This is a genomic window from Desulfosporomusa polytropa (assembly GCF_055380075.1).
In genome coordinates this window covers 4,255,226-4,267,759 of the sequence record NZ_AP042400.1, presented here as the reverse complement: position 1 = coordinate 4,267,759, position 12,534 = coordinate 4,255,226, and the positions used below count along the sequence as shown (strand labels likewise).

The 12,534-nt window shown below is 41.8% G+C and carries 10 protein-coding genes and 1 pseudogene; all 11 read left to right on the top strand.

The window, feature by feature from the left end:
• The first annotated feature begins 18 nt into the window (after nt 1-18).
• A complete protein-coding gene (gene buk, locus ACZ449_RS21700) occupies nt 19-1,089 on the top strand; it encodes a butyrate kinase (RefSeq protein ID WP_464258136.1) in 1,071 nt (356 codons plus the stop codon).
• Between the two features lie 209 nt (nt 1,090-1,298).
• The gene (locus ACZ449_RS21695; protein WP_464258135.1) at nt 1,299-2,879 is read left to right on the top strand and encodes a histidine kinase; all 1,581 of its coding nucleotides are present in this window, start codon (nt 1,299-1,301) and stop codon (nt 2,877-2,879) included.
• The gene (locus ACZ449_RS21690) at nt 2,866-3,609 is read left to right on the top strand and encodes a response regulator transcription factor (RefSeq protein WP_464258134.1); all 744 of its coding nucleotides are present in this window, start codon (nt 2,866-2,868) and stop codon (nt 3,607-3,609) included. The genes ACZ449_RS21695 and ACZ449_RS21690 overlap by 14 nt, the downstream gene beginning before the upstream one ends.
• Nucleotides 3,610-3,752: 143 nt before the next feature.
• On the top strand, nt 3,753-5,405 hold the full coding sequence (gene ilvD, locus ACZ449_RS21685; RefSeq protein ID WP_464258133.1) for a dihydroxy-acid dehydratase: 1,653 nt from the start codon (nt 3,753-3,755) through the stop codon (nt 5,403-5,405).
• A 12-nt stretch (nt 5,406-5,417) separates the two neighbouring features.
• Complete coding sequence (locus ACZ449_RS21680; RefSeq protein ID WP_464258132.1) at nt 5,418-6,377, top strand: bile acid:sodium symporter family protein; 960 nt, start codon at nt 5,418-5,420, stop codon at nt 6,375-6,377.
• A gap of 65 nt (nt 6,378-6,442) precedes the next feature.
• Entirely contained in the window at nt 6,443-7,144 is a 702-nt protein-coding gene (locus ACZ449_RS21675) for a class I SAM-dependent methyltransferase (RefSeq protein ID WP_464258131.1), read from the top strand.
• 536 nt (nt 7,145-7,680) lie between these two features.
• Nucleotides 7,681-7,801: pseudogene (locus ACZ449_RS21670) on the top strand (methyl-accepting chemotaxis protein); the annotation flags it as partial.
• 561 nt (nt 7,802-8,362) lie between these two features.
• Complete coding sequence (locus ACZ449_RS21665) at nt 8,363-8,569, top strand: hypothetical protein (protein ID WP_464258130.1); 207 nt, start codon at nt 8,363-8,365, stop codon at nt 8,567-8,569.
• A 441-nt stretch (nt 8,570-9,010) separates the two neighbouring features.
• Entirely contained in the window at nt 9,011-10,597 is a 1,587-nt protein-coding gene (locus ACZ449_RS21660; protein ID WP_464258129.1) for a bifunctional diguanylate cyclase/phosphohydrolase, read from the top strand.
• Between the two features lie 249 nt (nt 10,598-10,846).
• Nucleotides 10,847-11,275, top strand: a complete 429-nt coding sequence (locus tag ACZ449_RS21655; protein ID WP_464258128.1) for a hypothetical protein — start codon at nt 10,847-10,849, stop codon at nt 11,273-11,275.
• Between the two features lie 38 nt (nt 11,276-11,313).
• The gene (locus ACZ449_RS21650; RefSeq protein ID WP_464258127.1) at nt 11,314-12,525 is read left to right on the top strand and encodes an MFS transporter; all 1,212 of its coding nucleotides are present in this window, start codon (nt 11,314-11,316) and stop codon (nt 12,523-12,525) included.
• Nucleotides 12,526-12,534: the final 9 nt, after the last annotated feature.

The following is a 12,534-nucleotide window of genomic DNA, read 5'->3' as shown; positions in this document are numbered from 1 at the left end:
AAAGGGGAAAAAACAACGATGGCATATAGGATTTTAACGATAAATCCAGGGTCTACTTCGACAAAAATAGGCGCATTTAACGATTCAACCGAGATCTGGAGTAAAAATATCAGTCACTGTGCCAGTGAAATAAGCCGATTTACCTCAGTAAATGACCAGTATTTGTATCGATTGGAAAAAATCAGAGAAGAACTTCAGCGCAATGAAACTGGTCTAAATGAGTTTGATGCTTTTGTCGCGCGGGGTGGGCTGTTAAAACCTATAATGGGGGGAACCTATACAATAAATGAAAGTATGCTGGCAGATTTACAGGGAGCACGATACGGTACACATGCTTCTAATCTGGGAGCTGTTTTAGCAAAGAGCTTAGCCATGGAGGCTGATAAACCGGCATTCATCGTGGACCCGGTCGTGGTAGATGAATTGATGCCGATTGCGCGTATTACTGGTCGGCCAGAGATAAAAAAACGCAGTATTTTTCATGCACTCAACCAAAAAGCGATTGCTCGTAGGCTGGCTAAAAACGTTAATAGCCACTATGAAGACCTTAATCTGATTGTTGCTCATTTGGGCGGTGGTATATCTGTGGGGTGTCATAATAAGGGTAACGTTATCGAGGTGAACAATGCGCTGAACGGTGAGGGGCCTTTTTCACCAGAGCGATCGGGAACGGTACAGGCTGAGCAATTTGCGGAATTAATATTTTCGCTCAAGCTGGATAAGGAAATGGTAAGTAAGCTGATTGCCGGGCGGGGTGGCCTTGTTGCTTATCTTGAGACTAATGATGCGAGGGAAGTGGAAAAGCGCATAGCGGCTGGTGACCGTCAGGCAAAACTGGTGTATGACGCCATGATTTATCAGGTCGCCCGCTTTATTGCTGCAGCGGCAGTCTCTGTTTGTGGATGTGTGGATTACATTGCAATTACTGGTGGTATGGCGTATTCCCAATATATTATAGAAAAACTAACTAAGTATGTTTCATTCGTCGCGCCTGTTATGATTTTTCCGGGTGAAGATGAGCTTAAGGCATTGGCTGAAGGAGCACTCAGGGTATTATTAGGTGAGGAAGAATGCCGGGAGTATGTTTAGTTTATATTAAATAGAAGAATAGTGTGTAGGGGCATCGGCGGTTCTGCCGATGCCCCTAGTTAATTTTCTTGTTTGGTTAAGAGTTTGCAGGAATAAGTAAGTTTTTGTTGAAAAATAAAGCTGAATGTTCTTTATTGATGGAAAGTGTTCAGTAATAAAGAACATCGCTTCTGTTTTCATTGTACCAATCATTTGTGAGGTGACTGGACGTGCCAAAAATCAATCAACTAGGGAAGACTCAGCTTTTTGAATGGGGTTCTATTCTTTGGTTTGTGGAGCCTGATAATCTGGATGTTGAGCGGATGAGCGCTGGTCTTGTAACTTTTTACCCCAATACGATGCAGGAGGAACATCTCCATTTTGGGGATGAGCAAGTTATCTATGTTGTTTCCGGCAATGGTGTACAGATTATAGACGGGCAAACTTTTACACTTAAGCCGGGAGATATCAGGCATATGTCTCCATACACGCGACACAAGGTATTCAATGATTCGGCACAAGAACTAAAGCTGCTTATTGTCTATACACCGTCTAAGTTTCAAAGATTACTTTCTCAGCCAGTTGAAGCAGCTGGTTTAAGCGAGGATAGCGACATCCGGTCTTTTCTTGACATGCAGGTAATTGATGGGCTGTTAAACCGGTTGTCCGAGGCCTTAGGACTTAGCCTGGCCATCCTTGATACTGCAGGAGAATTTATCATCAAGACCGATAATTACCCCGAATTTTGCGGCCTGCTTCATAATGCCAGTGATGGTAGCCATTGCCGCCGGCGTATCCAAAAAGCAGTTCAGGAAATTGAAAATATCGGCAAACCGCATTTGTTTTTTTGCTGTAATGACATTGCCAGTATTATAATTCCGATTTTGAGCGGAAAGTCGGTCAAAGGTTATATCAAATGTGGGGAAGTATTCTTGACTAAACCGGACGGTGAACAAATGAGGCATTCAATCCGGGACTTAGCCGCTGTTTATCGACTGCCGGTCAACGATGTCCTGACCACTGTTTCGGCAATAAGAACTGAACCCAAAAGTCGGCTGTACGCGGCTGCCGAGGCGACTTTCGCCATAGCCAACTGTATTGCCGAAATGACGAGCACGGCGCTGCGGCAAAAGGAACTGGACAATAGCCGGCTTTCACTGATAAGGGAACAGATAGCTACCGAAAAACTAGAGAAAGCGTTGAAAGAGGCTGATTTTAAATTACTGCAATCACAAATCAACCCACATTTTTTGTTTAATACACTTAATACTATCGCTCATCTGGCCTATATTGACGGATCTGAAAAGGTTGCCAAGCTGGTTTGGAGTTTGTCAGATTTACTGCGATTTACATTGCAGAAAACAGAACAGTTAATTCCGCTGTATGAGGAGATGAGAATGCTAAATAGTTTTCTTACCATCCAGCAAGCACGGTTTGGTAAACACCTAAACATTGTTTTGGACATTGAACAGGGTTTAGATAAGGTATTTATTCCGGGAATGCTGCTGCAACCGCTAGTTGAGAATGCCATTATTCATGGAATTGAGATAAATACGCAGCCAGGATTGATTAATGTGACTATAAAACGGCAAGGAGATAAACTTTGTTGCCGAATCAAGGATAATGGTATCGGCTTTGATACCAAGGCCATGGGGACAAAAAAACAGGGTATCGGCTTGAATAGTGTAAAAAGCCGGTTGCAGTATTACTTTAACGATGAATTTGATTTCCGCGTTGTAAGTCAGCCAGAGAAAGGCACTTCCGTTGAGCTGAGTTTTCCCATAGGTGGTAATGAAAATGCGCAATATTAGAGTTTTTGTGGCAGATGATGAATCCACGGTCAGAACCTTTATCCAGTTAGTTATTAACAAGGAACAAATGCCGGTCTCTGCTTTTGCAGAAGCAGAAAACGGAAAAGATGCAGTGAGAATTGCCCGTGAATTTAAGCCGGATCTGGTTTTTCTTGATATACGTATGCCTGGTTTGGATGGGCTGCAGGTAGCGGAGATACTCTTAGCCGATAATCCTAAGACTACTATTGTTATCGTATCAGCGTATAATGATTTTGAGTACGCCAGGGCAGCGTTTCGGGCCGGAGTTGATGATTATATTCTAAAACCCATAAGGCCAAATGAAGTAATGGAGATAATCAAAAAAACTGCCGAGAAATATGAAGCTTGTGCTGATGCCCCTCAGCAGACTGTTAAAACTCCAACTTTAGTTAAAGCAGTGATTGATTATATTGAAGTGAATTTAAGCGGGCCACTTCATTTACGGGATATTGCCGGAGCTGTTTTTGTAAGTCCCTGTCATCTTAGTCGTACCTTCAAATACCTAGCTGGACAATCTATTGTTGATTATATCCAGGAACAGCGATTGTTAAAGGCAAGTGAGTTACTGGCCAGTAGCGATTTATCCATTACAGAAATAGCTGGTAAGGTAGGCTTTAATGATGCCGCATACTTTGCAACCTGTTTTAAAAATAAAATTGGAGCTACACCGATGAAGTATCGAAAAACGCAAGAAATTAAAAAAAAATAACAATAAAATGAACAACACAGACAAAATGTCGGTGTTGTTTTTTTGTCAGCATAATATTGAATACTTTTAACAACTTACTGAATGAATAATCAGACAGAAAGAATTATCATGTAATTAAATCTATTTAAGGGAGAGGATTTAGAATGCGTAGTGACATTGTAAAAAAAGGTTCCACTCGAACTGCCCATCGTTCTCTATTTTATGCAATGGGGTATACACCAGAAGACTTAAAGAAACCGTTAATCGGTGTTGTCAACTCATTCAACGAAATAATTCCCGGACACTTCCACCTGCGTGATATTGCTGATGCGGTGAAACTTGGCGTTTCGGCTGGCGGCGGCACTCCGGTGGAGTTTCCGTCCATCGGCATCTGTGATGGTATTGCCATGGGGCATGACGGTATGAAGTATCCTCTACCGAGCCGTGAATTGATTGCTGATTCGATTGAAGCTGTGGCAACTGGCCATGGTTTTGACGGTCTAGTGCTTATTCCCAATTGTGATAAAATTGTTCCCGGAATGCTGATGGCCGCAGCCCGGCTTAATATTCCATCGATTGTCGTTAGTGGCGGTCCGATGCTGTCAGGGCGTTACAAAGGGGCTGACATCAGTGTTAGTACAATGTTTGAGGCAGCCGGATTGTATGAAGCAGGTAAAATTACCGCAGATGAGCTTGATTGTATGGAAAAATCGGCATGTCCAGGCTGTGGGTCATGTGCAGGTCTCTTTACTGCAAATACCATGAATTGCCTTACAGAAGCCCTGGGCATGGGCCTACCTGGTAATGGAACAATACCGGCGGCTCATTTTGGGGCTCGCCGAATGTTAGCCAAAGCAGCGGGTGAAACCATAGTTCACTTGGTGGAAAGGGATCTTAAGCCCCGCGATATCATGACGAAAAAAGCGTTTGCCAACGCGATTACTGTTGACATGGGCATTGGTGGATCGTCAAACACTGTTCTACATTTACCCGCGATTGCCTATGAAGCTGGAATTGAATTGCCACTTGAACTGTTTGATACAATAAGTGGAAAAACCCCCTACATTACGAAGTTGAGCCCTGGTGGTACGAATCATATGCAAGATCTCAACGAAGCCGGCGGCATTTCTGCTGTCATGAAGGAACTGGAGAAACTTGGTCTTATTCATACTGATGTAACCACCGTGACTGGTGAACTGAGTGAGCGGTTAAAGCATGCTGTTATTGAACGTTCAGACGTAATTAAGAGTGTAGAGCAGCCCTATCGCCGGACAGGTGGAATTGCTATTCTTAAAGGGAACTTGGCTCCGGACGGTGCGGTTGTAAAAGAAAGTGCAGTAGCTGAAGATATGCTGGTGTTAAAAGGCCCGGCACGAGTATTTGATTCTGAGGACAAGGCTATTGAGGCCATTGTCGGTAAGACAATCAAAGATGGTGATGTGGTTATTATTAGGTATGAAGGTCCGCAAGGCGGTCCCGGTATGCGTGAGATGCTTAATCCAACTGCAATCATCACCGGTATGGGATTAAAAGTAGCATTATTAACGGACGGGCGATTCAGCGGCGCGACCCGGGGCGCATGTATCGGTCATATTGCTCCGGAAGCAATGGCTGGAGGACCTATTGGGCTAATTCGGGACGGCGATATTATTGCAATTGATATCCCAGGGCGGATGCTGAATGTAGAGTTGAGTGACAACGAGCTCGCTGAACGTAAAGCAGCTTGGGTAAAGCCAGCACCGAAGGTGACTACTGGATATCTTGCCCGTTATGCCAAACTTGTTACATCAGCAAAGATTGGTGCTGTACTAAAATAAGGAGGAGTTTCTATGGAAAAATTAGAAAGAGCAGCTCAATTTATAACTAAACTATTTCCGGTATGGGTCATTGTTTTTGCGGCAGTTGCCTTCTTCAGCCCTAATCCGTTTAAGCCCTTTGGCACATATATACCATATTTGCTAGGGTTGATTATGCTAGGCATGGGTCTTACCATGAGTCTGGATGACTTCAAACTGGTCTTTACCCGACCTAAGGATGTAATCTATGGGGTAGTCCTACGATTCGTAATTATGCCCGGAGTCGCGTTTGCTGTTGCTAAGCTAATGGATTTGCCGCCTTCACTGGCGGCTGGTCTAATTCTCGTAGGTGCTTGTCCCAGCGGCACCGCATCAAATGTCATGACATTTATTGCTAAGGGTGATACCGCACTATCGGTAACTGTCTCCAGTATTAATACCGTATTGGCTCCATTTCTCACGCCCTATATATTCTTACTTTTGGCTGGTACACTCATTCCGATTAATGCCGAGGCATTATTGGCAGATATCCTGAAAATCGTATTATTTCCTGTAGCTCTTGGCATTGTGATTCGCATATTTGCTGCAAGTTTTGTTGAGCGAGTTATAAAAATCATACCGTTAGTATCTGTGTTATCCATCATCGCCATTATTACCATCGTAGTTGCGTTGAGTGCTGCTAAGCTAGCTACCGTTGCTGCAATTGGTTTTATCGCTGTAGCTATGCATAATGGTATCGGCTTAGGTATGGGCTATGGCACCTCTCGGACTCTTGGTTTGACTCACAAAAAAGCAAAAGCATTAGCCTTCGAAATTGGTATGGAGAATTCAGGTTTGGCAGTAGCCTTAGCGGTAGCGCATCTTGATCCAATTGCAGCAATTCCTGGCGCTATTTTTAGTGTATGGCATAATTTCACCGGGTCACTGCTTGCAGGCTATTGGGGATCAAAAGATTCAGATGAAATGATCAGCCCCAATGACGTCAAAGCCTAATTAGGAAAAGCAGCCCCAATGACGGGGCTGCTTAAGCTAAACCATTTAATGAGGTGATGAAGATAATGAATGACGAAAAGTGGCTGTATAATGAAATGTCGCATTCCGGGGTGGACTTCTCTGATAGTAGAGAAGTCCGGATATATGATTCCTATATGCAGAAAATCAGGAATATAGAGCCGGAAGTTGCAAAAATGAAAGATGCTCTAATACTGGGGTCTGACGACAGCGTATTAGATATTGGCACAGGAACTGGAGAAATGGCCATTGGATTAGCTTGTCACTGTAAACAGGTGTTGGCGATAGATGTCTCTGCGGCTATGATAGAGTACGCCGAGCAGAAAGCAGCAAGGCGAGGATGTAGTAATATTACCTTTCAACAAGCTGGTTTTTTAACCTTTGCGCAACCGCAGCAATCATTGGATAGAGTTATTTCCCAATTTGCCCTGCACCATTTACCTGATTTTTGGAAATTTATCGCGTTAAAGAGGATATATACTGCTTTAAAGCCAGGTGGGATATTTTGTCTGCAAGATGCTGTGTTACCAGTAAAGGTTGACGACTATAAACGGTATTTTACTGACGTTGTTAAGCAAATTGAGAGTAGCGGAGGCGAGAAAGTAGCTAGGGATACAGAAAAAACTATTCGCGACGAGTATGTGACTTTGGATTGGATAATGGAAGGTTTGTTAGAAAAGGCCGGCTTTATAATTACCAGTCAAGAATATGGAGCTCCTTTTATAGGGACATATCTCTGTACTAAATAGGAGATAATATAAATAAGTACGGAGGAAAGGTAATGAACATTCTTGACAATCTTGTTGGCCTAGTATCAATTATCAAAGGTTTGTTTGTGAGTGATATTGGCATTAGTATAACTGACAGGGAAAAATTTGTGTACTATTTACCTGGCCGGAAGCTCGATCTCAAAGTGTCAATTGAAACTCCATTGAGCGAAGATATGATTACCAGTCAGGCAATGAAAAATCGGGCCCGTATAGTCAGGAGAATGGATGCTTCTCTTTGGGGGGTACCATTTATTGCCGTGGCGGTTCCTATTATTAACGAGTATGGTGAGGTTGTAGGAGCTATTTCAGTGCAAGAAACCATAGACCGGCAAGAAACCTTACAACGAATGGCCAATTCATTTACCGATAGTATTAACATATTGGCTAGCACAACCGAGGAGTTATCAGCGCAGGCCGAAGAAATTTCGGCAACCTGCCAAAGCCTGTCGGCGCAGGTTGTTGGTTCTTTGTCAAGAGCTAAGGAAACAGATAGGGTAGTAGGTTTTATTCAGGAAATATCAAGTCAAACCAATCTACTAGGGCTAAACGCTGCTATTGAAGCGGCGCGTGTAGGCGAGCAAGGACGTGGGTTTGGCGTAGTGGCCGAGGAAATCAGAAAGTTGGCAGCGAGCAGTGCAGAGTCAGTTCAAAAAATCAGGAAGATTCTTTTGGATATTCAGTCTGATAGTAGCGTTATCGGTCGACAAATTGGTCAAGTAGAAGCGATTGTCACTGATGTGGCTAGCGCGATCTCACAGGTGGCCGAGACTATTCAGCAAGTGGCGGCTGAAGCTCACAAACTGGACATAATTGCGTGCGACCTAGACGGAGAAACAAATTAATAAGATAATTTGTTTGATGTAATATTCTGGAGTGGCAGCCAGACTTAGTGCTACTGAATAGACGGCGTGAAAATGCCGTCTTTGAATTCCCAAGCCGTGAGGCGATGGTTAGAATTCCTTTGCCTCTTCCAGTAAAATCAAGCCTTTTAGCGATTTGCTAGAAGGCTTTTTATATATAATGGGCAGTTTCTGGGGCGAAACATAAAATAATACATTACGATAGGTTCATCCCGTTGGAATAGTGTCAGCAGACTTTAACGGCAACGGTATCATGGACTTAGCTGTACATAGTGCCCCTTTAGCAGTGAAATGAATATGATATTGCAGATTACTGCTAGATGAGGAGGCCATTAACTTGTCTCACTTTGCTATTATCGACTTCGGTAAAGCAGGATTTGAAATTGTACCAATAACCCCCGAAGGAAGTACTTACATAGCTCAATGCAGAGGTAAAATGACGTACTCTAGGCGGAATATCGCTAAATCAGCATTTAAACGGATGGAAATGACATTAAACAAACGTATCGACAATGCCAACCTGAGTAGGGGGCAAATTCGGTAATACTAAAATGCCTGATGGTTCAATTAAAGAGTAGGTTCTTTGTCAATTGGTAGGGTAATTCGGCATAAGGTGAATGTGTTGAGAAGCAGGGTGATGAAAAAGCCTTGCTTTTTTATTACTATCTCTATTCTATTTATACCGTTTATGCAGCAACGATCGGCGCCTTAATTTGCCGAAAAATTCGAGTATCGGAATAATTAGTTATCATAAATTGTCGAATATAGATTTTTTTTTGGAAATAAAACAGGAATAATGAGAATTTTAGAGAATTTTAATAAACATTATATTTTGCAAGTAATTCCTTTATTGTGGTATATCGTCGAGCCAAGAATTTTTATGTACGGAAGAATAATGTTTATCGAGAATTGATGTTATTTTTCGCTCTTTATTAGGCGGTGACCCCATTTTATCTTTATACATCGAAAGGAATTATCTATTTATATGACAAGCAAAAACTACGCAATAAAAATTTCTTTAATCTATTTTGCCTTTGGGGTAATATGGATTTTTTTATCTGATACTATTGTTGGATTTGTATCTTTAAACAGAGATATTATAATTTTGTTTTCCGTTATAAAGGGCTGGATTTTTGTTAGTTTATCGGCTTTTCTTATTTACATTATCGCCAACCGATATATACAGAAATTAGCTCACACTAACCAGTTACAACAAGAAATTTTGCGAGCTATTCCAGATTTAATCCTACGTATGGATTGCCATGGTAATTTTCTTGACTATAATAAGCCAGCTAACTTTGATTCATATGTTCCTCCAAATCAGTTCTTAGGGAAAAATATTATGGACATCTTTACCCGGGAATTGGCACATCAGGCCCTTGGGCATATAAAACAAACGATCAGTAGTGGAAATATACAACTTATGGAGTACCAGCTACCGCAAAATAACCAAGTACATTACTTTGAAGCTCGTTTTGTCAAAAATGGGGATTTAGAGGTAATGGCAATAATCAGAGATATCACTTATAAAAAACAAATCGAACAAAGGTTAGAACTTCTTAGTATAAGGGATTCACTTACTGAAGTGTATAACCGTACTTATTTTGAAGAGCAAATACTTAAGAGTGGCAGGCAAAATGGTAAAAACGTTGGCATTATCGTTTGCGATGTAGATGGCCTTAAATTAATTAATGATACATTAGGGCACTTCTCAGGCGATGAATTACTCAAGACCGTAGCCAAAATACTGAGTTCCTGCATATCTCCGCCAGATATTATTGCTAGAATTGGCGGAGACGAATTTGCAATATTGGTATCAAATCCAGAGTCTCAAAAAATGAACGAGTTATCTAAGGCAATTAAAATAGCTATAGAACAATATAACGATGCTAACCACAAGCTTCCGTTAAGTCTTTCCAGCGGCTGGGCAATAGGCTTTGAGGATATCAATTCGCTGTTTAAAGAAGCGGATAACAACATGTATCGGGAAAAAATGCATAAGGGTTTAAGTACACGTAGTGCAATAGTACACGCAATGATGCTGGCTTTAGAAGCCAGGGACTATATTACGGAAGGGCATGCCGAACGACTGGAAAGCCTTGTCGCAGATTTTGCTCAAAAAATACAACTGTCGGCCCCGATGGTTGCCGATTTGAAGCTTCTGGCAAAATTCCATGATATAGGGAAAGTGGGTATTCCCGACAATATCCTATTTAAACCTGACAAACTAACGCCTGATGAAATATCTGTTATGCGTCGTCACTGTGATATTGGTTTTCGGATAGCTAAATCAGTACCGGACTTAGCTCCTATTGCCGATTGGATTCTAAAGCATCAAGAATGGTGGAATGGAGAAGGATACCCCCTTAACCTTGCTGGCGAGGAAATTCCATTGGCGTGTCGTATACTTGCGCTAGCCGATGCTTTTGATGCCATGACGAATGATCGTCCATACCGTAAAGCAATGAGTTACCAAAAAGCTATGGACGAAATACGCAAATGTGCGGGAACTCAATTTGACCCTGTTCTTACTGAAAGTTTCATTGCAATGCTAACTAACTTAGAAAGATAAATCAAATAGCTCTTATCCAGGGGTGAAAGATCAGCTAACTGGTCTTTGAATTCCCAAGCCGTGGGTCGAGGGTTCGAAACCCTTTGCCTGATCCAGTAAAAAAATCCTTCCAGGCACTTGCTTGGAGGGATTTTTTGGTGTCAGGAAGGCAATAGACTATTACCTGATATTGTTGTATTGACCTGTCTATAACTTCATACTTTAAACTTTATATTATAGTAAGTAAAAACTAGGTAAGGAGTAGAGTATATGAAAAGAAAAATTTTAAAGATTCGAATATTTTATTGGTTGGGGGCCATTCTGGATGCACGCGTAGGAATTATATTATTAATAAGGAGGTATCTGGAATTGCCTGATTTTATACGAACCAATGGCCCGAGTGTTGATTTATTAGGTGCATTACATGGAGTAGGGGAAGCTTGCGCTCTGATGTGGGGATGGACATTTTTACTTATTTGGGCAGACCGGAAACCACTGGAGAGAAGAGGCGTGATTCTGTTAACCGCATTTCCAGTGGTTTTTCTCTTACTCAGTAATAATATGCATATAGTTCTGGGAGGATTTGATACTGTCTTAAACCAGAGTATAAATTTCGGGATAGGGATTATTTTAATAGTCTTTGCTTTATATTGTTATATTGAGGCAGGCAAAATTGAAAAAGAACTAAAATTGAGATAGACCTAAAAAGACTTATACTCAAAGTGAGGCGTATGTAAGTGTTCCTAATTAATCGAAACTTCGGGTTACTTTGGTTTGGTCAGTTAGTGTCGCAATTAGGCGACAAAGCATATAATATTGCCCTAATGTGGTGGTTGTTCGAAAAAACTGCGTCACCACTTTTAGTTAGTTTATTTCTGATCGCCTCAATGCTTCCTGAGTTGATCTTCGGTCCACTGGCCGGAGTGTATATCGACCGCTGGAACAAAAAAAGAATATTGGTTGCGGCTGATTTTGTTCGCGGAATTGTTATCTTAACTCTTGCTGCTCTGTATCAGTCAGATGTCTTGGCAATATGGCACATCTACATCGCCGCTCTTTTGATATCGCTCTGTTCGGCGTTGTTTAATCCCACTACAATGTCGATAATACCGAATGTTGTTGCAAAAAGTAGGCTTCAGAGAGCAAACGCTTTGAGTCAAATGGTAACAGGGGTGGTAGCAATAATTGGTCCGCTATTAGGAGCTTCCAGTGTTGCAATGCTGGGTTATATGGGGGTACTTATATTTAACGGCTGTTCCTATATAATATCGGGGTTTGCTGAAATTTTTTTGCGTATAAGTACAATGGAAGTAGTGATGAAAGAAACGGTATTCTCCAGTTTGGCGCAAGGGTTGCGCTACATTTGGTCAGATGCGCGAGTATCAGTAGTGGTAGTTGTGGTTGCCATCATTCATGTGTTTGTCGGTAGTATTGTGGTAGTCATACCTTTCTTGGCCAATTCATTGGCGGGAAGCGGGATTAATAATTTGGGAGTGCTACAAGCTGCCCTCGGCGGAGGGATGACTGCTGGCGCGGTGTACGTTTCTAAATATGCGCGTAGTTACTTCAACGGATTAAACTTTTTTTACGCTATCGTGTTTATGGGAGTGGGAATATTAATGCTGGGAATATTCCAGTTAGTCCACATCAGCTTATTAGAAATATATGCAATATGCTGTATAATAATAGGTGTGTGCGTAGCAGTTGTAAGCGTATTCTGGCGTACAATCGCCCAGATTTGCGTTCCGGAGGAAATGACCGGCCGGGTTTTTAGTGTGTTGTCTACTACGGGAAATATTTCTTTGCCTATTTCGATGGCGTTATTCGGTGCATTTTTAAATTGTGTGACTCCAGCGATACTACTTACTTTTGCAGGAATATGCCTAATCATTATTGGAATGGTGTTAGTATATAACGTCCGAACATTTTTCGCAGACTTAAAATTGTAAGGTAGCTTC

What these genes read in the sequence shown, in the direction of transcription:
- buk (WP_464258136.1), top strand. Translation starts at nt 19, where the DNA reads ATGGCATATAGGATTTTAACGATAAATCCAGGGTCTACTTCGACAAAA.
- ACZ449_RS21690 (WP_464258134.1), top strand. Translation starts at nt 2,866, where the DNA reads ATGCGCAATATTAGAGTTTTTGTGGCAGATGATGAATCCACGGTCAGA.
- ilvD (WP_464258133.1), top strand. Translation starts at nt 3,753, where the DNA reads ATGCGTAGTGACATTGTAAAAAAAGGTTCCACTCGAACTGCCCATCGT.
- ACZ449_RS21680 (WP_464258132.1), top strand. Translation starts at nt 5,418, where the DNA reads ATGGAAAAATTAGAAAGAGCAGCTCAATTTATAACTAAACTATTTCCG.
- ACZ449_RS21675 (WP_464258131.1), top strand. Translation starts at nt 6,443, where the DNA reads ATGAATGACGAAAAGTGGCTGTATAATGAAATGTCGCATTCCGGGGTG.
- ACZ449_RS21660 (WP_464258129.1), top strand. Translation starts at nt 9,011, where the DNA reads ATGACAAGCAAAAACTACGCAATAAAAATTTCTTTAATCTATTTTGCC.
- ACZ449_RS21655 (WP_464258128.1), top strand. Translation starts at nt 10,847, where the DNA reads ATGAAAAGAAAAATTTTAAAGATTCGAATATTTTATTGGTTGGGGGCC.